The organism is Microbispora sp. NBC_01389, from assembly GCF_045040095.1.
Lineage (GTDB): Bacteria > Actinomycetota > Actinomycetes > Streptosporangiales > Streptosporangiaceae > Microbispora.
On record NZ_CP109552.1, the window covers coordinates 2,566,220 to 2,589,716 of the forward strand.

A 23,497-nucleotide genomic window follows, 5' to 3' on the forward strand; every position below is an offset into this window, starting at 1 on the left:
GGCTACTGCGGCATCGGCGGCACCGGTGTGAGCTGCCCCGTCGGCCTGACGGCCAGCGAGAGCTGATCAGTCGCCGGGCGGGATCGTGAGACCTCCGAGCGGCCTGGCGCTACTCGGAGGTTTCCTGCGTCCGGTGCCGGTGGTTTGCTACTTGAAGTAGTAAACTGCCGCTATGAGTACACCTGAACAGGCCTTCCCGCCCGGGGACGGGCCCGCGGCCAAGGTGAGCGTCTCCTTGCGAGCCGGCAACATCCGCGCCATCAAGGAGCGTGTCGGCGCGCGCGGGTTCTCCGCGTACGTCGACGCCGCTGTGGAGCGGCAGATCGAGCGGGACCTACTGGAGGAGGCCCTGCAGGCGAACGAGAACGAGTGCGGTCCCATCCCGCAGCATCTGCGGGACGAGGCTGAGCAGCTGTTCCGTAGCGTGAAGTCCGCTCCGGAGCTACACGAGGAGCGTGGATGGCACGCGCACGAAGCAAGCTGAGTGCGGGGACGGTCATCCTCGACTCCGAGGGACTCTCGAAGTGGTGCGCGGCCGACCAGCGAGTTACGGCGATCGTCCGAGAGGCACAGAACAACGACTTCCGCGTTGTTATCAGTGCCTTGACGCCTATCGAGGCCTTCGACGGCCGGGTGACAAACGACCGGTTGCGCTGGCATCTGTCCCGGCTGCGTGTCGAGCCGGTGACCGAGGAGGTCTCCGTCCACGCGCTGGATCTGCTCCGTGAGAGCGGTCTTCACGGCCACAAGTACGCGATCGATGCCGTCGTGGCCGCCACGGCTCTTCGCTCCACCCGGCCCGTCATCGTCCTCACCTCGGACGAGGACGACATGAGCAAGCTCTGCGGAAAGGCAGTCCGCCTCGTGCGGGTGTAGGTGCTGAATTACTGCCCCAGCGATACGACTACCACCAGCAATACCTTTTTAAGGTGCCAAACGGCTACTGCGGCATCGGCGGCACCGGTGTGAGCTGTCCCGTCGGCCTGACCGCCGGCGAACCCTGATCAGTCGCCGGGCAGGATCGTGAGTCGTTGCCCCTTGGGAAGATGACGAGGGGCAACGACGAGGTAGTCGCGCTGATCCAGCGTGGCGACTTGGCGAAGGTCGAAGCGCTCGGCAAGGGCTATCACGCAGGCGTCCACAGCCTGTAGGCGGAGCGAGGCGTAGGCGGAGAGCAGCTCGGACATTCGCCGATAGTCGTGGGGCGTCGCCTCGATCACGCGGAGTTCGTCGTCGGCGATGGCAGCGCAGAACTCGGCGGCGAGAGTGGGGCTGCCGCGGCGCACCGGATCGGAGAGCAGGTGGCAGATCTCTGTTACCGCGAGCGACGGCACGACGAGCCTGGTCCAGTTCTGCGCCAGGAACCGGACGCATCGGGCGTGATCCTTGTCCGCCCTGTTGAATGCCGCGACGAGGGGTCCCGTGTCGCAGAGGATCACGCGGTGATCGCTCCGTCGGACTCCTCGTGATGGGGATAGGTGAGGTACCGGTCATGGTGGACGCCGAGGTCTGCCGGCCCTTGTAGCGCGCCGACGAGCGCGGAGAGATGCCGTGGAAGCGCGGGGGCGTCGAGGGGCTCCTCGATTTCGGCCCAGCCTTCGTTGTCCAAGTCCATGCTTCCAAGTGTAGGCGCCGACCTGCCCGCAGCCAGTGAGAAGTCACAGAGTGCGGTGAGTCGAACTTATTGCCTGAGGTGAATCGCTACCACCAGCAATACCTTTTTTAGGTGCCAAACGGCTACTGCGGCCTCGGCGGCACCGGTGTGAGCTGCCCCGTCGGCCTGACCGCCGGCGAAGCCTGACCTGCATCAACCGACTGATCCTGGCCCTTGGCCGCCCGGTTCACCCGGTGCCGACCGAGGGCCGGAGCCGTCTCCGGCCCGTCACCGGCAGATCAGAACACGTTCTGAGTATGATGGTGATATGAGCGCGAGCCATGCAGAGTCGGTGACGTTCTCAGACTTGTCACGGAATCCGCGAGCGGTCGCGGAGCGTGCGACACGTCTGGGGCGGGTCCGTGTCACGCATCGGGATGCACCGGACTTCTACTTGACGGCTGCAGACCGCGAGGAGCAGCGAGACCGGACACTCGCGACGGCGTCTCGCTTGTTCCTTGCGCTCCTCAAACATGATCCGACAGCCAGGACATTGGCTATCGCAATGCCTGAGGTCTTCCCCTGGGTCCGCCACCTCACCACGGACGAACTGCGGAATTTCACGTTCGAACTGGTCGAGGCTCTGTCCGACGCTGCAGAGCTGGACTTGGACAGCAGGACCGAAGAAGTGATCGTGGGCTGGCGGGCGACGGCTCGGATCAAAGCGGACCCGGCGGAGTACGCGGACGCGCGTAAGCCTACGAGCGGGGACTTCGGACCGGTTGAGGTCTCTGTATGAGTCCCAAACGCGGGGGATCGTGTCACCGTTCCCCCTCCTGACGATGAGTGGGACGTTCGCTTCGCTACCAGTGATGCGGCAAGGGGGTGGGAGGAACTGTGCAGGCACGCCCTGGCGAACGCACGGCGCTGCCTTGAAGCTTTGCGCACGGATCCACGCTCGCGAGCAGATCACGAGCGCCAGCATCGTCTCCGCGGCGACCTCGCAGTTCACCGCCACAACGGCAAGGACCTCGAACAGTGGGAGTTCGAGGTCACAAATGGAGGCCGTGTCCGGTACGTCATCGACGACGGGACGCGCACCGTGTGGTTGATCTACGCTTCGCCTCGCCATCCTAAAGACACGGACGCGTGATCCGTTACTTGCCGCTCCATTGCTTGAAGCAAAGGTCTATCACCAGCAATACCTTTTAAGGTGCCAAACGGCTACTGCGGCTCGGCGGCACCGGCGTGAGCTGCCCCGTCGGCCTGATCGCCGGCGAAACCTGATCAGTCGCCCGGCAGGATCGTGAGTCGTTGCCCCTTGGGAAGGTGACGAGGGGCAACGAGGAGATCGGATTCGCGCTGCTGGCGCATGTGATCGCCTTAACGGAACTGGGCGTCTCCCGCACTCTCTAGTCCTCGCGGAGCTTGGCGGTCACCTTGCGGATGGTCACGCGGGCGACGCCGAACTCGCCTTCCATCTGGACTTCGGTGATGAGGTAGCGAGGCCGGTACTCGCTCGTCTCGATGCGTGTGCGTACGACCTGGTAGATCTGCACCCACCCGGGTCGCGTCGGGTCATAGTCGATCACTCGGCAACTGTAGGTAGTAGCTCCGAACAAGACATACAAGCCCAAACAGGCCGAGGACGGAAGCCGCGCGGCAGCCTATCCGGAAATCCAAGCGCACAGTTCCGTGCCCGGTAGGAGCGCTTCCGCTTCCCACGAGTACCGGCTCATCGCTCAGGCCCGGGCGGCGCGTTCGATCGCCACTCCCACCCCGTCGAGCAGGTGGTCAAGGCCGGCGCGGAAGTCGTCATCCGGAGCGGCCCCCGCGTGGGGGGCGAACACCCCGGCCTCGACGGCGCGGGCCAGCGCCGGGAATCGGCCGGGGTCGGCGAGCTCGGTGAGCAGGGCGGCGTACGCCCCGTCGGCCCTATCCTCTGGTTCGGCGGTCATGGACGTCAAGAGCTGGGCGGCACCGCGCACGTAGTGCAGCACCAGCATGACCACCGAGAACCGGGCCCGCGGGTCCAGCGGCGTGCCGCCGAGGGAGCGCAGCGCGGCGTCGAGCCAGGCGAGCTGGCCGGGGTCCATCGGCGGGGAGTTCGCCAGCTGGGCGATCCACGGATGCCGCAGGTAGACGTCGAACAGTTCGACGGCCCACCGGGTGAGTGAGCCGCGCCAGTCGGCCGGCGCCGTGCCGAACTCCGGCGGCGGGCCGGGCGCGGCGGCCAGCATGAACAGCTGCAGGTCGTCCTTGCCGGTCACGTGCCGGTACAGCGACATGGGCGCGCAGCCGAGCCGTTCGGCGAGCCGGGCCATGGACAGCGCGGCCAGGCCCTCCTCGTCGGCGAGGGCGATGGCCGCCGTCACGATCCGCTCCAGGCTGAGCGCGGGCGTGCGTCCCCGCCCCTTCGGCTTGGCCCGCCCCCACAGCACGTTCAGCGCGTGCGGCAGCTCGTTCCCGATGTCGTCCGGCATTCCAGGGAGCTTACCAGTTTGCGTATGGTCTACGCGTTGCGTATATGGTACGCATTAAGCGTATGACATACGCATTCACTCGACCGTCCCCCTGGAGCCGTCATGCACATGACGATCGACAGACCTCCGCCGGTATCGGCCCGCCGGCGTCCGTGGTGGCGGCGCCGCTGGACGGTGCCGCTCGGCCTGGTCACGGCCGGGTTCCTCGCGTTCTCGCTGCCGCCGTACCTGACCGGGGACCCGTCGCTGTCCCGGGTGCCGCAGCCACAAGGGTTCGGCCCGCACTACCCGCTGCTCGTGGCGCACGTGCTGTTCGCCTCGGTCGCTATGGTCACCGCGTTCTTCCAGGTGTGGCCGTGGTTCCGGCGGCGGCACCCGGTGGGGCACCGGCGCGCCGGGCGGGTCTACGTGTTCGCCGGGGTGCTGCCTGCCGGGCTGACCGGTCTGGTTATCGGGGCGCGTTCCCCGTTCGGGCTGTTCCTCGCGGTCAGCGACGTGCTCCTCGCCCTGCTGTGGCTCGCCTTCACCGTGGCGGGCTGGCGCGCCGCCCGCGCCCGCCGGTACGCCGACCACCGGCGCTGGATGCTGCGCAGCGCCGTGCTGACCTACTCCATCATCACCAACCGGGTGTGGACCGGGATTCTGATCATCGCTCTGCCCCCGCTGCAGGACACTCTCTTCCACGGGGATCCCGATCTGATGGCGTGGACGATCTCCGGCCTGTCCGGCTGGCTCGGCTGGACGATCCCGCTGCTGGTCGTGGAGTGGTACCTGGAGCGCGAGGTGGCCCGCCGCGGCCGCCGCACCGCCCTCGCTACCTGATCCCGGAGGCCGGTCTCAGGCCGACCCCGGTTTCCCTGGCACCACTCGGACTACGCCGAGCAGTATCGGGAGCTACAGCCTTTGCTGTGGCTCTGGCCGGGTGACCAGCGGGGACCGGAGCCCCGATCGTTCGTCTCAGTGAAGGTAAGACCCGCCGGCAGGCCCCTGCCGCGTCGTCAGCGCGCGAACTTATCGCGGGCGGCTGGGGTGACGGGGGTGAAGAAGTTGACGAGGTTGCCGTCGGGGTCACGCAACAGGAGTGAGCGGTTGCCCCAGGGCATCGTGGTGGGCTCGTTGACGAACTCCTCGACGAAGCCGGACAGATTCCGATGCACGCCGTCCACTCCACGGGCAGGTTAGACGGGTAGGCGACCGACGGCTACAGATGTCAGTGCTGACGCTTGGAGTTCAGTGAAGGCGGTTCTCCGCTGCCCCAGGCGGGGCGGCCGGCCTTCGTTATCAGTCAGACGACGCCGAGACTGAAGACCTCTTCTGACGAGTAGATGCCGCAGGGTTGCACTGCCTTGCGCACGCCTCTCTTCGGCTGCCGTCACCAGGTGGCGGGCGGGGCCCAGCGCCTTTCAGGCTACTTGCATTGCGGCGGTCAGCTGTGATCAAGGAATCTGCAATCGGGCGGCCTTTCACTGGTTGCACAAGCCCGGGAGGCACAGGCAGAGGCCAGACCGGGACGCGCCTGCACTCAGGAGATTCCGATGAAGCGCATCGCATTCGGTCTGGCCGCCGCCACGATCACCGGCCTCGCTGTCACTCTCCCTGTCACAGTCACCGCCACCCCCGCGTTCGCCGCCACATCTGGCTGTGACTCCTCCCTGGTGGCACCGGCCGGCAGTCTCATCGGCAACCTGTGGCGCTCCAACGGCGGTGAGAGCAGCGTCTACGGCTGCCCGGTCAGCAAGGAGTACGGCTACCCCGACAAGCGCGGCTCCTGGCAAGAATTCCGCAACGGCAAAATCGTCTGGTCGCCCAACCTCGGCAACGGCACCCTCGTGCGCGCCTACAGGTCCGGCCACAAGGTCGTCTTCCGCTGGAGCGGCCTGGGGCGTGACTGGGACTACTTCAATGTCCGCTGGAGCAAGGATGGCGGCAAGGCCACCCAGGTGAAGGTCGGCAGGATCGATCCGTGGAGCGGTTCCTACTCGATAACCCCCTACTGCGACGGTGAGGTCTGCAGCACCACCGCCGGCCACGAGGTCAACAAGTTCGCCTTCATCGTCCAGGGCTGCGACCGCAGCGGCCTATTCCAGGCCGGCTCCGACTGCGGCCCGTGGAGCGTCCCCACCTCCGTCAGAGTCGCCCACTGATACGCCAGCTGTGGATCGTTAAGTGTTGCGATATGGGTCAGGTGATCGAAGCCGCCGAAAAGCAGGCCTGAGCGGTCAGCGTCTTCCCCGCTAGGTGGACGTAGTGGCTCGGAGGAGATTCTCCGTGCAGAGGACAACCACTCTTTGTGATCGTCATCGACTCGGGTCCGTTGGTTGCCGCCGTGAACGCCCGGGACCGCCATCATCAGGCTTGCGCCCGACTCCTGCGGACCCACCCAGGGCCCTTGCTCGTCCCCGCGACCGTGGTCACGGAGGTGTGCCAACTCGTAGAGAAGCGGCAGGGGAGCAAAGCGGAGGCGGCGGCCAGGTTCTGGACCTGCCGGGGGACAGCCCCCGGTACGTCGTGGCCGACCGCTTCGTCACCGTCGATCAGCGCGACGAGCGGGGGGCTTGCAGGCCTCAGTGATCTTCGATGGCACATCGGCCGGACGGCTCGGCCGATCAGTAGGCGCACTGCACCACGACGTCGTCGAGATCGACCTCCGCGGAGTGCCAGTACGGGTTCCGCTGCAGGACGGCGAATCGCAGCACGACGTCGGAGCGTTGCGCCGTCCAGCTCACCGTCTGGAGCTCCCAGCCGTGGACCCAGTCCTGGGTGATCGACTTCAGGGCGATGTACTTCCACGTGTCGGGGTCGATCACCTCCAGGTTGAACTGGGCCCACTCGCCCCAGAGGTCCGTCCAGACGCCGGCCGTGCATCGTGCCCCGGGATGAGCGCTCACCGGCGTGAGGGTGATGGTCCGCCCGAGCGCGCACCAGTCGCCCTGCGTGAAGGCCGCCATGGCGGCCATGCCGCTCCCCGTACGCGGCGTGTTCGACGCGCTGCCGAACACCGGCCCGCTGCACCCCCCGTTCGCGGTGAACGTCCATCTGGTCGCCGGATTCGTCGACGGCTCGAACCCGTCGGTGAGCTGCCAGATCCCCGCGGACGCGGGCCCCGACGGCACGAGAGTCGCCGCGGCGGCGATGACCGCCGCCATCAACGCGCGCGAGATCGCTGAGCGCATGTGTGAACTCCACTTCTCGATCCGAAACCAAGAGAGATGGTTCACGTCGAGAGGGCGCAACTCGCGACGACACCGTCATTGTGGCCGCTGCCGCCGGAGCGTCAAGAGGGGAGAAATCGGTGTGAATATATTCGGATCCCGTCCGCGGATTCGACCGAGATGGCGGGTCAGGGTTCCGCGCCGCGGTCGAGGCCGAGCGTGGCGATGAGGTCTTCGTGGAGCTCGAACCAGACCCGGTGGCAGGAGTCCACGTCGGTCTGGTCGACCCAGGCGCCGTCTCCGGCCCGGGCGCGCGCCAGGGCCGCGGTGAATCGCGTGTCATATCCGCGGAACCGCGTGAGGACGCGACCGAGCCGGTCCGCGAGTGGCGTGAGCGCCCGGTCGACGCAGCCGAGCTCGTGGAGCACTCCGTCGTCCCAGGCGGGATCGGAGTGGTCGTTGACGGCGAGCCGATCGCCGGCGGCGGGCCGGAGCTGCCAGTCGGTGCAGGCCTGCAGCAGGAGGGCGTTCAGCGGGAGGAACCTGCGGTAGACGTCGCGGACCTCGTCGGCGGCGCCGGCGCGGGCGAGCTCGGCCGCGAGCTCGCGCTCGTTCTGGGCCCGGCCCTGCTCGGTCAGCGACCAGCCCGCGGTGCCGGCGAAGGCGGTGTGCTCGACCCAGCCACGGGCCTCGGCGTCGCGCAGCACCCCTTCGGCAGTGGCTGTGTCGAGCCCGTATCGGTGGGCGAGCACCGGGGTGTCGGCGAATCCGGTGATACGTACGGCGTGCAGGACCAGGAGGCCGGGCGTGGAGTCGCGCGTCACGATTCGGCGTCCTGTCGTGCCGCCAGGCGGGTGTAGTGCTGCTGGCACGCCTGCGGAGAGTTGAACCCCATCACCTGCGCCATCTGCGCCCAGGTCAGGCCCGCGCTCCGGGCGATGAACAGCAGGGCGGATTCGAGTCCTTCGACCTCGGCTCGTGCGGCGGGCAGGAGGGCGAGCGCGCTCAGGATGTCCTCCGGGTCCAGGTCGGCGTTGCGCCAGACGACGAACTGCGCGAGGTCGACCGCCGACGGCGGGGCCGGCGGGGGCCGCCACGGGCGGGCGTCGAGCGCGTTCGCGCCCAGGTTCAGAAGACGCTCACGCGCGTCCCGCTCACGCTGGGCCTGGACGTGGTCGGCGTGCGCGCTGTGCGCCATGTCGTCCTTGCGTTCCATGGGTCCCACAATGCACAATCAACAAATTGTTGTCAATCTTCTGTTGAAAGGAGGGCGGGTGATCGTACCCCTCAGGGAGGCCGCCGCCGACACCTGTGGAGGCAAGGCCGGTGCGCTCGGCGCGTTGCTCCGTGCGGGTCTGCCGGTGCCCGACGGCTTCGTCGTCCCGTTCGCCGCCTACCTCGCCGCCGTCCGCGACCTGGACCTCGGGCGGATCGGCGACGAGCCGGAGGACGCCGATGCGGCGCGGTGGACGATCGCAGCCCGCCCGGTCCCCGAGGCCGTCGCCGACGCGCTGGGGCGAGCGCTCGGCGAGCTCGGCGATCCGCCCGTGGCGGTCAGGTCGTCGGCGGCGGGCGAGGACACCGGACGGGCATCGGCGGCCGGCCAGCACGAGAGCTTCCTCGCCGTGCGGGGAGCCGGCGAGGTCGCCACGGCCGTACGTGCCTGCTGGGGCTCGATGTTCTCCCCGCGCGCCATCGCCTACCGGGCCGCCTCCGGCCGCACCGGCCAACCACCTGACGATCTTCTGATGGCCGTCATCGTGCAACGCCATCTGGACGCCGAGGTGTCCGGGGTCATGTTCACCCCCGCGGACTCCGGCGACGTGACCCGGATCGAGGCGTCCTGGGGCCTCGGCCCGAGCGTCGTCGAGGGCAAGGTCACCCCTGACGCCTACCGCGTCGCCGCGGACGGGTCGGTCACCCGCACCGTCGCGGACAAACGGCGGCGCCTCGACCGGCGCGGCGCGCGGCTCGTGGTCGGGGACGTGCCCACCGCCGCGCGGAACCGGCCGACGGCCGACGACGCGACCGCCACGCGGCTGGCCGAGCTGGGCAGGCGGATCGCCGCCGTGCTCGGCGGACCGCAGGACATCGAGTGGGCGATCGCCGGCGGCCGCACCTGGGTGCTGCAGGCACGGCCGGTCACCGCCGCACCCCCACCGTCGGCAGCACCTTCCGGAGCATCCGGCGTTCCGGCCGCCACGCTCACCGGTACGCCGGGCAGCCGCGGGACCGTGACCGGAACCGCGAGGATCGTCCGCGGTCGCGGCGACTTCGCGCGCGTACGCCCGGGCGACATCCTCGTCTGCCCCTTCACCGACCCCGCGTGGACGCCGTTGCTGCGCGTCGCCGCCGGTGTCGTCACCGAGACCGGGGGCGTGCTCTCGCACGCCGCGATCGTCGCCCGAGAGCACGCCATCCCCGCCGTCCTCGGCGTCCCGGACGCGACCAGCAGGCTCCGCGACGACACCCTCATCACCGTCGACGGCACCGCCGGCACCGTCACGGCGACAGGCGTGTGACCGGGCCCCGCCGCGCCCACCCGGGCATCCCGCCGAACCCGTACGCACCGACAGAAAGGAGAGGGGAGACGGGCCCGCACGGACCCCGCCCCTGACCCCGTATGACGACTCGACGCCTCTACCTGGCACGCCACGGCGCGGCCGACGCGTTCGGTCGACTCACCGACATCGGGCGCCGGCAGGCGGGCCTGCTGGGCGAACGGCTCGCGGGCGTACCGGTCGACGCCGTGTGGCACTCTCCGCTGCCGCGCGCCGAGGCGAGCGCGCACGAGCTCGCCCGTCATCTGCCGGACGTGCCCGTGACCGAAGCCGCCGAACTCGTCGACCACGTGCCCTACGTTCCCGGCGCGGCCGAGACGCCCCGGTCCTGGGCCGGCTTCTTCGACGGCTACGACGAGACCGAGGCGGCTTCGGGCCAGAGGCTCGCCGAAGCCCTGGTCGCCAGGTTCGCGAAAGTTCCCGACCCGACCCCGCAGGGGACCGGGCCCGACGTGAACGAGGTTCTGGTGACGCACGCCTACCCGATCGCGTGGCTGGTGCGGCACGCGCTGGACGCGCCGCCATGCCGGTGGCTCGGGTTGAACAGCGCCAACACCGCACTGACGGTCATCGAGTATCGCAGCGGCCTGCCGCCCACGATCGTGATGTTCAACGACATGAGCCACCTCCCGGCCGACCTGCGCTGGACCGGGTTCCCGGAAGGCATCAGGCCGTGAGGCGGCTACGGGTATTCGACCAGGTCAATGCCCGTGTAGGTGGACATCCTGCAGAGTGAACCGCCGGCCGGCCAGGAGCAGTCCGAAACCGAGCGCCGCGTCCCACAACGACTCGTACAGGAAGGTCGGGTGGTAGAGCACGCCCGGCTCGCCGCCGTGCGCCTGGTCGATCTCCAGGCCCCATGGCAACGTGGTCGGACCGCCGTACAGCTCCTGGTTGAACCAGTTGCCCCAGCGGGCGATCGCCTGCCCGAAGGCGATGGCGGGCGCGACCGTGTCGGCCACGGCGCCCAGGGACACTCCCCGGCGGCGGCAGGCCAGCCACATGCCCACGCCTCCCAGGGCGACCGCGCCCCAGATGCTGAGCCCGCCTTCCCAGACGAACAGCGCCCGGTAGGGTTCCTTGATCGCGCGCGGGCCGAAGTAGGTCTGCCAGTCGGTGATGACGTGGTAGAGGCGAGCGCCGATCAACCCGAAGACCACCGCGGGGACCGCGAGGTCGGTGATCGTGCCCTTCTCGCCGCCACGGTCGCGCCAGCGGCGCTCACTGAGCCAGATGCCGAAGCCGATCCTCGCGGCCGTACGCCCGGACGCGTCCGGGGGTGGCGCCCGGTCGGGCGCCACCCCCGGTGGTACTCGCCGATCAGGCGACGGTGCAGGGGCTCCCGTTGAGGGTGAACGAGGTGGGCTTGCCGGCATTGCCGGTGTGGTTGGCCTGGAAGCCGACCTCAGTGGTGGCTCCGGGCGCCAGCGTGCCGTTGTAGCTCATGTTCTTCGCGGTGACCTGGCCACTGGTGGGCGAGTAGGTGGCGTTCCACCCGCTGGTGATCGTCTGCCCGCTGGGGAGCGTGAAGACGAGCGACCAGCCGTTGATGGTGGAGGAGCCGGTGTTGGTGATGGCGAGGTTCTCCGTCAGGCCGTTGTTCCAGGCGTTGACGGTGGCCGTGACGCGGCAGGCGCCCGTTCCGCCGGTGGGCGACTGGGACGGGGACTGCGACGGCGACTGGGAAGGAGACTGCGACGGGGACTGCGACGGGGACTGCGACGGGGACTGGGAGGGCGAAGCCGAGGGAGAAGTCGTCGGACCGGACTGGAACTGGGTGAAGAACTTCCACACCTCCGCCGTCGTCCAGGTCCTGGCGCCGCTGGTGGAGGTGGACCCGTCGTTCGGGGAGGGGGTGTGGTCCCCGTCGAACGCGGCCCAGACGACCGGGTATCCGGCCCGGCACCCCGAGTAGGCGGTGATGATGTGCGTCAGGCTGCCCTGCGAGGGTTCGCGCGGGCTCTGGGGCGTGCAGCCGTTGTTCGAGACGAACTTGTCACGCAGTGACCGTCCCTGGGAGATGTTGAGCACCGAGTCGTGGATGCCGTGGATCCCCATGTACGCGACGGGCTGCGTGCCGCCGTTGCACCCGCTGAGCTGCGCGCCGGAGTAGACCGCGACCGCGCGGAAGACGGTCGGACGGGCACATGCGACCGCGAAGCTCATCGCGCCGCCGTAGCTCCAACCCATGGCGAAGCGCTGCGTCGTGTCGACGCAGAGATCGTTCTCGACAAGCTTCAGCATGTCGTCGGTGAAGGTCAGGTCCTCACCGTTGGAGTTGCCCCAGCCGTTGTTGATGCCCTGTGGCGCGATGAAGATCGTGCTGTTGTTGGAAAGCTGCTTGAGCCCGTAGTAGGCCCAGACGGCTCCGTCCGAGCCGCCCGAGTCGACGATCTGGGCGGTGCCGTTCAGCCAGTGATAGGCCATGATCAACCGGTAGGGGCGGCTGTTGTCGTAGTTGTCGGGAATCCTCAGGATCCAGCTGCGACTCTTGCCGCCGGTCGTGATCGTCTGCGAGCCGCTTCTCAGCGTCGGGGTCTTACCGCATCCGGCGGTCGACGCCGCGACGGCGCTCGCCGAGGAGGTCTTGGTCGCGCCGAGGCTGTCACTCAGAGCCGTTTGTCCCGTCGCCAGAACGAGAAGCGCGGCCGCCGCGACAGCGGCGAAGATGGATTTCTGTCTCAATTTCACGCAACTCCCTTTACCATTCGAAATTCGACGTGCGTCGACAGAACAGCCTTTTGTTTTTCCTTCGTCCGGGGCGTCCGCGGCCGGCAGGTGAATGCCTGGCCCGGCGGACTTTCCGGGTTCATACGCAAGTGAGTGAGCCCACCCGTCAGTCGGCCCGGGGCGGCGCGGCGGCCGACCAACGTCGGCGTGTGCGTGCTCGCCCCTGCCCCGCTGCGAAGAGCAGGGCGAGGTCAGATGTCCGTCAGCGTCGGCATGGCGCTCCGCCCGGCGTTGGGTCCAGTGCGTGTTAGCGTTAACAGCGACCGGGGGCGGCCTAGTGCTCCTCTCTAACGGGCGACTGGTCGTGATGGTGAACCGGAGCAAATAAGAAGTCATGCGACATGTCAAGGATCTTGTCTTCGCTTCGGCGGCCCCGCGCCGGCGCGGGGCCATTCATTCGGTTTTGACCAGGGAAAAGGCCGCGGTCACCGCCGCCGCCGCGATGTAAATTTCATCGGCGGCGGTTTCGATGGGAGGGCCGTCCAGGAGTCCCGCGATCGCCTGGGTGGATCGCTTCCGCCGCAGGGCCGGCGATCCCTTCCGCGGGCCACTTCCGGCGGGCCGGATGGCCGATCATGGAGGTGCCGGGGCGGCCGTTCGCCCGGCCGGCATGAGGAGAGCGACGCATGACCTTCGTGAAGGACGTCGAGGCCCGCGGGATGCACCACTGCGAGACGACGGCGCTGGGGGTGCTGTTACGGCACGAAGGCCTCGACCTGTCCGAGCCCATGCTGTTCGGGCTGGGGTCGGGCCTGTCCTTCGTCTACTGGGACGCCAAGGCCATGCCGGTCCCCTTTCTCGGGGGCCGGGTCAAGCCGTTCGAGCTCACCAGGAACCTGACCGCCCGGCTGGGGCTGACGCTGGTGGCCGAGGAGACCACCTCGTCGCGCAGGGCGTGGGAGAACGTGGCCGCGTCCGTCGACGCGGGCCGGCCGGTCGGCCTCCAGCTCGACTGCTACCACCTGGACTACTTCCGCACCAAGGTGCACTTCGGCGGTCACGTCGTCGCGATGTACGGCTACGACGAGCACGAGGTCTACCTGGTGGACACCGGCAGGCAGGGCGGAGCGGTGCGCACCAGCCGGGCCGGCCTCGCCAGGGCACGGGCCGAACGCGGCCCGATGACCGCCAGGAACCGGTCCTTCACCATCACCGTGCCGGAGCGCCCGCTCTCCTGGCAGGACCAGATCATCCCCGCCGTCAGGGACTGCGCCGACGCCTTCCTCGCCGCTCCCATCGCGAACCTGGGCTACCGGGGCATCGAGAAGGCCGGCAGCCGGGTGCCCGGATGGCTGCTCCGCGCCGCCGAGCCGCGGCGGGACCTGCCGCAGGCCGCCCTCCTCATGGAGCGGGGCGGCCCGGCGGCCTGTTCCGCGCCCTCTACCGGAATGCGGGCCAGTGCTCCGTCCTTCAGGCCGGGGGTGAAGGCCCGCGCGGGAGTGCCCGCTAGGGCGCGAACGTGCCTTCACCCGCAGGTCACAGTGGGCGTTGCCGCTGCTCGATGTACTGCTTGTTCGCCGTTGAACTCCCGACGTTCGACCTCGAAGTCGGCGCAGACCTCGCGCATGAGTTCCTCGTATCGGGCCGGCATCGGGCCGGTGAAAGCCCCACGCCGGTACTTCGTCACGCACACCACGTGGGCGTGGAGGGTGTGGACACCATGGCGTTCGATGCGTACATCGGGGTCACTCAGGGTGTGGATTCCATCACGATGACATAAACCAGAGGGATACGATCAGGGCGTGGAGGTGACCAGGCAGGCTCGTGCGCACGTGGCGCGACTCGACCTGAGCACGGCCCAGGTGGCGGTGCTGGACGGTCAGGCGCACACCGCCCGCGCGCTGTGGAACCTGCTGCACGAGTACGTCACCTTCCGGCAGGGCCGGTTTCCGACGGTGAAGGAGTGCGACACCGCGATCCGGGCGGCCCGCCATGAGATCGACTGGATGGGCCGGCTGCCCGCCCAGGCAGCGCAAGCGGTGCTGAAAACCTACCGGCAGGCGTGGGCGAACTTCTTCGATCCCGGCCACCCCGCCAAACGGCCCACGTTCAAGGCCCGGTTCCGGACCCGGTTGGCGGTGGATGTGCCGCAGGCCCGCGATCTGCAGGTCACGCGGGTGAACCGGCGGTGGGGTGCGGTCAGTCTGCCGAAGGTCGGGCGGGTCCGGTTTCGGTGGACCAGGGATCTTCCCGGCGTCACCAGGGGCGGCCCGGCCGGGCGGATCACCGGCGCGCGGCTGGTGAAGGACGCCTTCGGGTGGCAGATCGTGTTCCGCACCGAAGCAGTGGTCGCGGCGGCCCCGGCCGCCCACCCCGGCCCCGTGGCAGGGGTCGATCGGGGAATCGCCGTCGCTCTGGCGTTGTCGGACGGCACCATGCGCGAGCACGGGCCCTGGCTGCGCGACGGCGAGAAACAACGCCTGCGCCGACTGGAGAAGAAGTCCGCCCGGCAGCGCCGCACTCGCACTCCCGGCCGGCCCACGTCCAAACGGCTGGCCCGCACCTACGACCGGATCGCCCGGCTCCGCGCGACAGCCAAGCGCCGAGCCGTCGACTGGCAGCACCAGACCACCACCGAACTCGCGCGCACCTTCGGCGTGGTCGTGGTGGAAGACCTGACGATCACGAACATGGTCCGCTCCGCCAGCGGCACGATCGACCAACCCGGCCGGAACGTGCGGCAGAAGGCCGGGCTGAACCGCGCCATCACCGGGCAGGCGTGGGGCCGGACCGTCACCCTGCTGGAGTACAAAACCCGTGATCGCGGCGGCCTGATGGTGAAGGTGCCCGCCCCGGGCACGTCGCAGACCTGTCACCGGTGCGGGCACCGTGACTCGGCTTCCAGGGACGGCACCCGGTACTCGTGCGTGAATCCCGCGTGCGGGTGGGCCGGGCACGCCGACACCAACGCCGCGATCAACATACGCAACGCCGCAGGAACCGCGGTGTCAGGACGTGGAGACCTCGGGGCTGCCCGGTCCGCGAAGCGTCAACCCCCGCACGCCGCTTGACCGCGACGCGACGGGAGAATCTCCGGCCTTCAGGCCGGGGAGGAGTTCAACGTGACTTCCTCGACGAGTGCGCCGCACTGATCGGCGACGGCCGCCTCCGCGCCGGACATCGGCTGTACGCCGAGGCCGCCGGTCTGTGGACGGGGGTGTCCACCTTGATCGAGAAGGCGGGGGAGAGCGGTGACGCGGGACACCTGGAGCAGGCCGGCGTCATCCTCCACGATCTCTCGCGCGTGGAGAAGGACGCCATGGAGGTGCTGCGTCAGCTGTAGGGACCCCGGGGCGATCGGGTCAGTTCCTCCGCTGGAGGAGGAGCGTGACGAACCCCAGGACGCCCCGATAACCGCGCAGCCACATGTCGCGGTGCTCCAGCGCCGCCGCGCGAGCGTCGTCGGCGTCCGGGCCGGGATGCTCGTTGGCCCAGCGCAGCAGCGTGCCGGTCCAGGACCACTCGTACTCGTCCCATTCGGCCAGGTCGCTGGTGTACCCGTACACCACGTCGAAACCGGCGGCCTCGGCGGCGGCGACGGTGCCGGGCAGGTCGAGGAACTCCGACTTCGTGGCGCCCAGCCGGGTGAGGGCCTCCTCGGTCGGCTCGCGCTCCCAGAACCCCTCGCCGACCAGCGCCAGCCCGTTCGGCCGCAGATAGCGGCGGACGTGCTCGACGGTCGGGCCGAGCCCGCCGAAGGCGTGCGTGGCCCCGACGCAGAGCACCAGGTCGTACTGCTCGGCGACCGGGAAGCCGGCGGCCGGTCGCTCGTGGAACCGGATGCGCTCCCAGACGCCCTGGACCTCGGCCGCGTGCTCCGCCGCCTTGAGCCCGTGCGCGTCGATGTCCACGCCGTCGGCGGTCGCGTCCTGGTAGAGGGCCAGCGCGCGCAGCGTCCAGGCGCCCTCGCCGCAGCCGAGATCGAGGATCCGCGCCCCCTCGGCCAGCCGCGCCCGGCGCAGCAGCCGGGTCACGTTGGCGCCGGAGACCGGTGCGGCGATGGGGTGGTCCCGATGAGCGAGATGGCTGATCAGCTGGCGATCCATGACCCAATCCTTCCGCATCCCTGCACGCTTTCGGCAAGCCGGATTCGCGGCGGCGGGCGGCGTGTCGCCGGCAGGGCCGCCCTCCGGCGGAGACGCCGTCACATGTGACCGGACATCTCCGCCGGGGGTGTCGTCCGCGACGCCGGGGTCACGCTCCGGGGCGTACGGCGGTGACGAAGTTGCTCCGCCAGTAGCCCTTGAGGCGGTCGACCCGGACCACCGCGCCGGAGTGCGGAGCGTTGATCACTTTCTTGTGCCCTATGTACATGCCCACGTGGCCGCCGCCACTGGTGAAGATGAGGTCACCCGGCTTGAGACTCGCCAGGGAGACCTTCTTCCTGACGGCGCTGAGCATGGACCACGTCGTACGCGGGATCTTGACGCCGGCCTTGCGCCAGGCGAACTGGACCAGCCCGGAGCAGTCGAACGCGCGTGGGCCCGTGGCGCCCCACACGTAGGGATCGCCGAGGTGCTTTCTGGCCACCTCGATGGCGTGCTCGGCCTTCTCCTGCTGGAGAGCGGCCTTGGTGAGTTTCGTGTTCACGGAGGCCTCCGCCGTGGTGGCCGTGGTGGCCGCGGCGGTCTCTCCGGCGTACGGGGTGAACGCCGTTACGGGGGGCTCCGGCGGGATGGCCGTCGAGTCCGGGGGCGGGGCCGGCACGGTCCCCGTGACGGCGCCGGCGGGCAGTGCGCCGAAGCCTCCCAGGGAGACGGTGAGCGCTGCGCTACTCAGGGTGACGCAGGCAGCGCGAAGCAGGGTGGTGGGGTTGGCGAACAGGGGATCTCTCCTACGGTCTTCCGCTTGCGCCTACCGGGTTAGCTGACGGATTCGGGCAGGGAAGTCGCCCTACAGCGCTGACGCGCCGATTCACCCCGGACCTTCGGGTCGAAGGTCGATTGGTTCCCCGGCTCCGGGCCTCCTTGCTGCACGGATTCGGCGTCACCGGCGCCCAGGGGGGCGGGAGAGGACATGGCGCCGGTGACAGTGGATGCTCTTTCCGAACACGGACTGCCGGGTTCGTTGGGCAAGGAAACTACCAAGTAACGCCATATTGCCGCAAAGGGTGCAAATGGGATTATGAGCGCATAAAGGGATCATAAAACGAGAAGTCGCAGGTCAGAGTGGTTTCCGGGGTTGCCGAAAGTGACGCGCGTCACACCCTTCCGGGCATGGGCCGGAGCAGCGTGAGATGCGGAACCTTCGCGACGGGACCCGGGAAGCGGCACCCCACAGGGGACGGCACCGCTCCCCGGTGACCTCAGCGGGTCACTGCGTGCGCCAGAACGTGCCGTTCGCCGAGGGGTCGTCGGGGTCACCCTGCGGCACGGTGAAGCCCGCGCCCCACATCGTCGTCGTTCCCGGCCTGCGGGCGACGGAGAACACGACGGCGCCGGTGCCGGGCTTCCGGACGAGCCGGGCTTGTCGCCACGTCGAGCCCGTGACCTGCCACAGAGTGGGGTTCCAGTGCCCCTGCAGGACCCACACGCCGCCCCTGCCGTCCGGCTCGACCCCGGTGTACGGCTGGGCGTCGGCGGCGCCGACGGAGACGGTCCACGACCTGCCGTTCCAGTGCATCACCAGGGTGCGGCCGAAGTTCACGTCGTCACCCTGCTCGTCGGCGCCTTCCCAGCCGACCCCGCCGACGGCCCACACGTTCTTCGACCCCACGACCGCGATGTCCTGGATGGTCACGACGGCGTCCGGCGCGGGAAGGGTGAGGGCCGGCGCCGGGACCAGGGTCCACGACTTCCCGTTCCACCGCATGATCGAGGGCCGGTCGCCCTTGACGCCCGCCGCCCAGGCCACGCCGGTCTTGTACGCGTCGACGGCGGAGGCGCGGCCCGGCAGCCGGACGCTCCGCCACGCGGACCCGGTCCAGTGCCTCGCCGCTGGCGCGAGCCTCTGTGCGGATTCGACAAGTAGCATTGCCGGTATGGCAAACGACGACGCCGCGGTCCTGGCCTCCGTGGGCGCGCGGCTGCGGGCCCTGCGCAGGCAGAACGGCAGCACGCTGAGTCGGCTCGCGGAGTCCACCGGCATCTCGGTCAGCACCCTGTCGCGCCTGGAGTCCGGCGAACGCAAGCCCACGCTGGAGCTGTTGCTGCCGCTGGCGCGGGCCTACCAGGTGCCGCTCGACGAACTCGTCGGGGCGCCGCCGGTCGGCGACCCCCGGGTGCGGTTGAAGCCCATCACCCGCTGGGACTCCACGATCGTGCCCCTGACCCAGCACCCCGGCGGGCCGCAGGCGTACAAGATGATCATCTCGGTGGACCGCTGTGAGCCCGAGCCGCGTACGCACGAGGGCTACGAGTGGCTTTACGTGCTCAACGGGAGGCTGCGACTGGTCCTCGCCGAACACGACCTCGTGCTCAAGGCGGGGGAGGCCGCGGAGTTCGACACCCGGCTGCCGCACTGGTTCGGCAGCACCGGCGAGGCGCCGGTGGAGATCCTCAGCCTGTTTGGCACGCAGGGCGAACGCATGCACGTCCGGGCGAAACCCCGCGGCGCGTAGGAGACGCCCGCTGAACCGTCCCGGGGACGCATCGCGGCCCTCCACCGCATCATGGGGCCACCTTCAGGCCGTCAAGGAGCGACGATGCGGTTCGCGCGGTGGTCGAACGCCCTTCTCCTCAATGGTGAGGCGCTCCGGCCGCGCGGCTGGGACACTGATCGGATGAGGGGCGCATGGGTCACGGTGGCGGCTCTCGGGCTCGCCTGCCTGAGCGCGTGCGGGTCCGTGGTGGCGGGGTCCTCCGGTGTGGACATGGGCCGCCTGCGGGCGCTGGGGGTCGCGCCCGACCTCGTCTATCTGGTCGACCTGCCGGGATACGAGATGGCCGAGCAGTCCATGGGCGGGATCGGCGAGGAGGGGTTCGGCGTCTTCTACACCTCGGCCGGGGGGCGTCAGGTGGAACTGCGGGTGGATCGGGGCACCTTCGGCGACGACGTGTGCCGGAGCACTCCGATCAACCTCGCTACACCGCCGGACGCGCTGGTCCTCTGCGTCCACGACGAGGTCGGCTGGTATCGGATGGCCGGCGACCGTCACGAGTACGTCGCGCTCCGGGGAGACGTCCTCATCAAGCTGGGCGGAGGGGTGACGGACGTCGGACGGGCGGCGCTGAAGACGGCCGTCGGCGGGGCACGACGCGCCACCGGCGACGGGAAGGCCGGCACCACGCCGCCCCGCGTGCCGGTGGAACGAGGCGACCTTCCCACGGCGGGCGACGGCGCGCCGGACAACGCGGTCGGCCCGGGTGGCTGACCCGCGGATGGGCGGGTTTCCGCCCCGTCGGGGAGCTGAAAGTTTCACACCCTTCGCGGGTGCGCAGGCCCCGGCAGCGGCACTCCGGGCACAGTTCAGGACGGGTGGCCCGCGCGCGTGACGCCGCCGCCGTGCGGGCCCGGAACCTTGACCACCACGCCCGTATGGGATTGGCTCCGCGCGGTGGCGATGTCCACGGTCGCCGCGGTACGCGTCGATAATTGTTAGCGCTAACAACTAGCTAGGACCTGGCGCCGCCGAACGTGTCGATGCGCGAGTCGAGTGGTTACTATCCCAGGAGGTGAGTATGGGATCGGCGTTCACGCTTCGGGCCCGGCTCAAGCGCGGTGTCGTCTGGATGGCGGGCCTGCTGTCGGTGATGGCGTTGCTGCCGGCCACCACGGCCAGGGCGGACAACCCCATCGTCCAGACGATCTACACCGCTGACCCGGCTCCGCTGGTCTACAACGGGCGGGTGTACCTCTACACCGGTCACGACGAGGACGGCTCGACCTACTTCACCATGAAGGACTGGCGGGTCTTCTCCACGACCGACATGGTGAACTGGACCGACCACGGCTCCCCGCTGAGCGTGGCCACCTTCAGCTGGGCGAAGTCGGACGCGTGGGCAGGGCAGGCGATCTACCGCAACGGCAAGTTCTACTGGTACGTCCCCACGACCAACCGGTCGACCGGCCGGATGGCCATCGGCGTGGCCGTCTCCGACAGCCCCACCGGTCCCTTCAAGGACGCCATCGGGCGGCCGCTGGTCGAGAACGGCGAGATCGACCCCACCGTCTACATCGACGACAACGGGCAGGCCTACCTCTACTGGGGTAACCCGAACCTGTGGTACGTCAAGCTGAACACCGACATGATCTCCTACTCGGGCAGCGCGACGAAGGTCAGCCTGACCACCTCGGGGTTCGGCACCCGCACCGGTGACGCCAACCGGCCGACGCTGTTCGAGGAAGGGCCCTGGTTCTACAAGCGGGGCAGCCTGTACTACATGGTGTTCGCGGCCAAGTGCTGCTCGGAGTTCATCGCCTACTCGACGTCGTCCAGCCCGACCGGGCCGTGGACCTACCGCGGCACGATCATGTCGACGCAGGGCAGCAGCTTCACCAACCACCCGGGGATCATCGACTACAACGGCGGGTCGTACTTCTTCTACCACAACGGCGCGTTGCCGGGCGGTGGTGGTTACACCCGCTCGGTCGCGGTGGAGAAGTTCACCTACGGCTCCGACGGCTCGATCCCGACGATCAACATGACCACGACCGGGGCACCGCAGATCGGCACGCTCAACCCGTACGTCCGGCAGGAGGCCGAGACGATCGCGTGGGAGTCGGGCGTGGAGACCGAGGTGTCCACCGAGGGCGGCATGAACGTCGGGTTCATCGAGAACGGCGACTACATCAAGGTCAAGGGCGTCGCCTTCGGGTCCGGCGCGACGTCGTTCAGCGCCCGGGTGGCCTCGGCCGCCTCCGGCGGCAAGATCGAGCTTCACCTGGACGGCGTCAACGGCACGCTGGTCGGGACGTGCAACGTCCCCGGCACCGGCGGGTGGCAGACCTGGACCACCGTCTCCTGCTCGGTGAACGGCGCGACGGGCACCCACGACCTGTACTTCAAGTTCACCGGCGGCAGCGGCAACCTGTTCAACGTGAACTGGTGGCAGTTCAGCGGTGCGGGCCAGCCGTCGCCGTCGGCCACGCCCACGCAGTCGCCCTCCCCGTCGCCCTCCCCGTCCCCGACGCAGTCGCCCAGCCAGTCGCCGTCGCCATCTGCCACACCCACGCGGACGCCGACTCCGCCGGTCACCGGTGCCTGCAGCGCGAGCTACAGCACCACCAACACGTGGTCCGGCGGTTTCCAGGGTGAGGTCACCGTGACGGCCGGTAGCTCGGCGATCAGCGGCTGGACCGTCAAGTGGACCCTGGCGAGCGGCCAGACCATCAGTCAGGTCTGGAACGGCACGCTGACCACCAGCGGCTCGGCCGTCTCCGTGAGCAACGCCTCGTACAACGGCTCGCTCGCGCCGTCCGCGTCGACGACGTTCGGCTTCCTCGCCAACGGCACGGCGTCGACTCCCACCCTCACCTGCACCGGCTCGTGAGGCCGGCGGCGCCCTGACGGGGCCGTCCACCAGGAGGCGGCGAACCCACCGGATCCGCGCGAGCACCGGCCTCGCGACGGCGGACGTGGGTTCGCCGCCCTCCCCTGCCGTCTCGCCGCCGTCTTTCCGCCGGTTCGGGGCCGGCCCGGGGCAGACTCGGTGCGCCCGGTTCCGTCGTGGGGGCGCAGCCGGGCGCACCGGCATTCCCGGCCCGAGACGCCCGGCCCGAGACGCCCGGCCCATCGGCCCGGCGGGACGGCTCATACGGACGGCACCCGGTAGTCCCTGATCGTGATCGCGGTCGCGGCCCGGCGGATCGGCCCGGTGACCCGCTCGATCATCCGGTCCTTCCCCGGCAGGTGCGGCATCAGCCGCAGCATCAGCATCTGGAACCGGATCCGCGCCGCGGACCTCAGGACCATGCCCTTCATGTTGGCCGCGGCGAGTCTCTGGTTCTCCTCGGCGAAGTGCCGCATCTCGCGCTCGTACGCGGCGAACCCGGCGGCGTGGTCCCCGGCCGCGGTGGCCAGGCAGCCGGCCAGCACGTACGCGCCGACCAGGGCCAGGCTGGTGCCCTGCCCGGACGCGGGTGAGGGCCCGTAGGCGGCGTCGCCCGCGAGGGCCACGCGGCCCGACGACCAGCGGTCCATGCGCACCTGGCTGATCGAGTCGAAGTAGAAGTCGGGCGCGTCCCACATGGCGTCGAGGAGACGCGGGACGTCCCAGCCCTGGCCCGCGAAGACCTCGGCGAGCAGCTTCTTCTGCCGGGTGACGTCCCGCCCGTCGCCGGCCCCCGGCGGCGAGGAGAACAGGAACATCGCCCTGGCGTCGGCGTCTCGCCGGGTGCCGTACATCCCGGCGCTCCGGCCCGGCGCGGGGTGCATCATCTCGGTGCGGTCCAGGCCGAGGTGGTTGGGCACCGTGAAGATCGAGATGTGGTGGCCGAGGTCGCGGACGAACCGGGACTCCTCGCCGAAGGCCAGCGCGCGGACGTTGGAGTGCAGGCCGTCGGCACCCACCACCAGGTCGAACGTCCTCGGGGGACCGTTCTCGAAGGTGACACGCACCCCTTCGGGCGTCTGGTCGAGGGCGGTGATCGAGTCGTCGAAGACGTACTCGACGCCGTCGCCGGTCGCGGCGTGCAGGATCCGGACGAGGTCGCCGCGCATGATCTCGACGTCGTCGCCCTCGCGGCCGCCGAACACCTCGGCGCTCATCGTCGCGACCTGCCGCCCGCGGGCGTCGACGAAGCGCGCGACGCGCATGTCCGTGTTGTGCCGGCGCACCTCGTCCAGCAGTCCCATGCGGCCGACGACGTCGAGTGCCGCGCCCCGGATGTCGATTTTGTAGCCGCCCTCCCGGACCCGGGGAGCGCGTTCGACGACGGTGGGGGTGAACCCGTACCGGCGCAGCCAGTGGGCGAGCGTCAACCCGGCGACGCTTCCGCCGGAGATCAGGATGTTCGTCACAACCCGGACTGTACAAACGTCTCAATATTTTGTCTAGTACAGATGTCTCAGACATCGGTATGTGGATCGGCTAAGAT

General features: G+C 69.4%; 27 protein-coding genes, 2 pseudogenes and 1 riboswitch. Of the genes and pseudogenes, 14 read left to right on the plus strand and 15 right to left on the minus strand.

The features are described 5' to 3' along the window. Positions 1–172: 172 nt before the first annotated feature. The 3 genes and pseudogenes from OG344_RS11565 to OG344_RS11575 all read left to right on the plus strand — a co-directional run. The gene (locus OG344_RS11565; RefSeq protein ID WP_405088208.1) at positions 173–484 is read left to right on the plus strand and encodes a hypothetical protein; all 312 of its coding nucleotides are present in this window, start codon (positions 173–175) and stop codon (positions 482–484) included. Then, on the plus strand, positions 460–876 hold the full coding sequence (locus OG344_RS11570) for a PIN domain-containing protein (protein ID WP_182884504.1): 417 nt from the start codon (positions 460–462) through the stop codon (positions 874–876). The genes OG344_RS11565 and OG344_RS11570 overlap by 25 nt, the downstream gene beginning before the upstream one ends. Positions 877–902: 26 nt before the next feature. Further along, a pseudogene (locus OG344_RS11575) lies at positions 903–1,004 on the plus strand (peptide-methionine (S)-S-oxide reductase); the annotation flags it as partial. On the opposite strand, the gene OG344_RS11580 reads toward OG344_RS11575, so the two are convergent. Next, positions 1,005–1,439, minus strand: a complete 435-nt coding sequence (locus OG344_RS11580; protein ID WP_405088209.1) for a type II toxin-antitoxin system VapC family toxin — start codon at positions 1,437–1,439, stop codon at positions 1,005–1,007. It abuts the pseudogene before it with no gap. Beyond that, positions 1,436–1,615 (minus strand): hypothetical protein, encoded by a 180-nt coding sequence (locus tag OG344_RS11585; RefSeq protein WP_405088210.1) that lies wholly within the window; start codon positions 1,613–1,615, stop codon positions 1,436–1,438. The genes OG344_RS11580 and OG344_RS11585 overlap by 4 nt, the downstream gene beginning before the upstream one ends. Before the next feature lie 307 nt (positions 1,616–1,922). On the opposite strand from OG344_RS11585, the gene OG344_RS11590 reads away from it, so the two are divergent. Continuing rightward, positions 1,923–2,393: a hypothetical protein gene (locus OG344_RS11590; protein ID WP_405088211.1), complete on the plus strand. Its 471-nt coding sequence runs from the start codon at positions 1,923–1,925 to the stop codon at positions 2,391–2,393. A gap of 613 nt (positions 2,394–3,006) precedes the next feature. Here the strand turns inward: OG344_RS11590 and OG344_RS11595 are convergent. Together OG344_RS11595 and OG344_RS11600 are read right to left on the minus strand one after the other, a co-directional pair. Continuing rightward, a complete protein-coding gene (locus OG344_RS11595; protein WP_405088212.1) occupies positions 3,007–3,186 on the minus strand; it encodes a GntR family transcriptional regulator in 180 nt (59 codons plus the stop codon). A 150-nt stretch (positions 3,187–3,336) separates the two neighbouring features. Further along, positions 3,337–4,077 (minus strand): TetR/AcrR family transcriptional regulator, encoded by a 741-nt coding sequence (locus OG344_RS11600; RefSeq protein ID WP_327049232.1) that lies wholly within the window; start codon positions 4,075–4,077, stop codon positions 3,337–3,339. 108 nt (positions 4,078–4,185) lie between these two features. On the opposite strand from OG344_RS11600, the gene OG344_RS11605 reads away from it, so the two are divergent. Further along, on the plus strand, positions 4,186–4,899 hold the full coding sequence (locus tag OG344_RS11605) for a DUF2306 domain-containing protein (RefSeq protein ID WP_405088213.1): 714 nt from the start codon (positions 4,186–4,188) through the stop codon (positions 4,897–4,899). A gap of 176 nt (positions 4,900–5,075) precedes the next feature. Here OG344_RS11605 and OG344_RS11610 read toward each other — a convergent pair whose 3' ends face one another. After that, a complete protein-coding gene (locus OG344_RS11610) occupies positions 5,076–5,234 on the minus strand; it encodes a VOC family protein (RefSeq protein WP_405088214.1) in 159 nt (52 codons plus the stop codon). 378 nt (positions 5,235–5,612) lie between these two features. On the opposite strand from OG344_RS11610, the gene OG344_RS11615 reads away from it, so the two are divergent. Then, complete coding sequence (locus OG344_RS11615; protein WP_405088215.1) at positions 5,613–6,221, plus strand: LGFP repeat-containing protein; 609 nt, start codon at positions 5,613–5,615, stop codon at positions 6,219–6,221. Between the two features lie 462 nt (positions 6,222–6,683). Here OG344_RS11615 and OG344_RS11620 read toward each other — a convergent pair whose 3' ends face one another. The 3 genes from OG344_RS11620 to OG344_RS11630 form a co-directional block, all read right to left on the minus strand. Next, on the minus strand, positions 6,684–7,250 hold the full coding sequence (locus OG344_RS11620) for a hypothetical protein (protein WP_405088216.1): 567 nt from the start codon (positions 7,248–7,250) through the stop codon (positions 6,684–6,686). 167 nt (positions 7,251–7,417) lie between these two features. Beyond that, positions 7,418–8,053 carry a transcriptional regulator gene (locus OG344_RS11625; RefSeq protein WP_405088217.1) on the minus strand — a complete coding sequence of 212 codons (636 nt, stop codon included), beginning with the start codon at positions 8,051–8,053 and terminating at the stop codon, positions 7,418–7,420. After that, positions 8,050–8,445 (minus strand): DNA-binding protein, encoded by a 396-nt coding sequence (locus OG344_RS11630; RefSeq protein ID WP_405088218.1) that lies wholly within the window; start codon positions 8,443–8,445, stop codon positions 8,050–8,052. The genes OG344_RS11625 and OG344_RS11630 overlap by 4 nt, the downstream gene beginning before the upstream one ends. A gap of 58 nt (positions 8,446–8,503) precedes the next feature. Here OG344_RS11630 and OG344_RS11635 point away from each other — a divergent pair, with 58 nt between their 5' ends. Then, the gene (locus OG344_RS11635) at positions 8,504–9,751 is read left to right on the plus strand and encodes a PEP/pyruvate-binding domain-containing protein (RefSeq protein ID WP_405088219.1); all 1,248 of its coding nucleotides are present in this window, start codon (positions 8,504–8,506) and stop codon (positions 9,749–9,751) included. Between the two features lie 101 nt (positions 9,752–9,852). Then, complete coding sequence (locus OG344_RS11640) at positions 9,853–10,467, plus strand: histidine phosphatase family protein (RefSeq protein ID WP_405088220.1); 615 nt, start codon at positions 9,853–9,855, stop codon at positions 10,465–10,467. 24 nt (positions 10,468–10,491) lie between these two features. Here the strand turns inward: OG344_RS11640 and OG344_RS11645 are convergent, their stop codons facing one another. Beyond that, positions 10,492–11,091 carry a prolipoprotein diacylglyceryl transferase gene (locus OG344_RS11645; RefSeq protein WP_405088221.1) on the minus strand — a complete coding sequence of 200 codons (600 nt, stop codon included), beginning with the start codon at positions 11,089–11,091 and terminating at the stop codon, positions 10,492–10,494. 19 nt (positions 11,092–11,110) lie between these two features. After that, positions 11,111–12,475, minus strand: coding sequence for a cellulose binding domain-containing protein (locus tag OG344_RS11650; RefSeq protein ID WP_405088222.1), 1,365 nt, complete (start codon positions 12,473–12,475; stop codon positions 11,111–11,113). Between the two features lie 704 nt (positions 12,476–13,179). Between OG344_RS11650 and OG344_RS11655 the strand changes: the two are divergent. Beyond that, positions 13,180–13,818: pseudogene (locus tag OG344_RS11655) on the plus strand (BtrH N-terminal domain-containing protein); the annotation flags it as partial. Positions 13,819–13,985: 167 nt separating this feature from the next. Here the strand turns inward: OG344_RS11655 and OG344_RS11660 are convergent. Next, positions 13,986–14,156 (minus strand): transposase, encoded by a 171-nt coding sequence (locus tag OG344_RS11660; protein WP_405089076.1) that lies wholly within the window; start codon positions 14,154–14,156, stop codon positions 13,986–13,988. A gap of 106 nt (positions 14,157–14,262) precedes the next feature. Between OG344_RS11660 and OG344_RS11665 the strand changes: the two genes are divergently transcribed. After that, positions 14,263–15,531 carry an RNA-guided endonuclease InsQ/TnpB family protein gene (locus tag OG344_RS11665; protein ID WP_405088223.1) on the plus strand — a complete coding sequence of 423 codons (1,269 nt, stop codon included), beginning with the start codon at positions 14,263–14,265 and terminating at the stop codon, positions 15,529–15,531. Then, the gene (locus OG344_RS11670; protein ID WP_405088224.1) at positions 15,528–15,803 is read left to right on the plus strand and encodes a DUF4872 domain-containing protein; all 276 of its coding nucleotides are present in this window, start codon (positions 15,528–15,530) and stop codon (positions 15,801–15,803) included. The genes OG344_RS11665 and OG344_RS11670 overlap by 4 nt, the downstream gene beginning before the upstream one ends. 19 nt (positions 15,804–15,822) lie before the next feature. Here OG344_RS11670 and OG344_RS11675 read toward each other — a convergent pair whose 3' ends face one another. The 3 genes from OG344_RS11675 to OG344_RS11685 all read right to left on the minus strand — a co-directional run bounded on the left by OG344_RS11675 (position 15,823) and on the right by OG344_RS11685 (position 18,493). Beyond that, complete coding sequence (locus OG344_RS11675; RefSeq protein ID WP_405088225.1) at positions 15,823–16,566, minus strand: SAM-dependent methyltransferase; 744 nt, start codon at positions 16,564–16,566, stop codon at positions 15,823–15,825. A 148-nt stretch (positions 16,567–16,714) separates the two neighbouring features. Next, a complete protein-coding gene (locus OG344_RS11680; protein ID WP_327049251.1) occupies positions 16,715–17,110 on the minus strand; it encodes a C40 family peptidase in 396 nt (131 codons plus the stop codon). Positions 17,111–17,356: 246 nt separating this feature from the next. Continuing rightward, a riboswitch (cyclic di-AMP (ydaO/yuaA leader) is annotated at positions 17,357–17,516 on the minus strand. Between the two features lie 317 nt (positions 17,517–17,833). Next, positions 17,834–18,493, minus strand: a complete 660-nt coding sequence (locus tag OG344_RS11685; RefSeq protein ID WP_405088226.1) for a hypothetical protein — start codon at positions 18,491–18,493, stop codon at positions 17,834–17,836. A gap of 7 nt (positions 18,494–18,500) precedes the next feature. Here OG344_RS11685 and OG344_RS11690 point away from each other — a divergent pair, with 7 nt between their 5' ends. The 3 genes from OG344_RS11690 (at position 18,501) to OG344_RS11700 (ending at position 21,951) form a co-directional block, all read left to right on the plus strand. Next, positions 18,501–19,079, plus strand: a complete 579-nt coding sequence (locus OG344_RS11690; RefSeq protein ID WP_405088227.1) for a helix-turn-helix domain-containing protein — start codon at positions 18,501–18,503, stop codon at positions 19,077–19,079. Between the two features lie 162 nt (positions 19,080–19,241). Next, positions 19,242–19,832 (plus strand): hypothetical protein, encoded by a 591-nt coding sequence (locus OG344_RS11695; protein ID WP_405088228.1) that lies wholly within the window; start codon positions 19,242–19,244, stop codon positions 19,830–19,832. 307 nt (positions 19,833–20,139) lie between these two features. Continuing rightward, positions 20,140–21,951, plus strand: coding sequence for a family 43 glycosylhydrolase (locus tag OG344_RS11700; RefSeq protein WP_405088229.1), 1,812 nt, complete (start codon positions 20,140–20,142; stop codon positions 21,949–21,951). 260 nt (positions 21,952–22,211) lie between these two features. Here OG344_RS11700 and OG344_RS11705 read toward each other — a convergent pair whose 3' ends face one another. Continuing rightward, complete coding sequence (locus OG344_RS11705) at positions 22,212–23,420, minus strand: FAD-dependent monooxygenase (RefSeq protein ID WP_405088230.1); 1,209 nt, start codon at positions 23,418–23,420, stop codon at positions 22,212–22,214. Between the last annotated feature and the right edge of the window lie 77 nt (positions 23,421–23,497).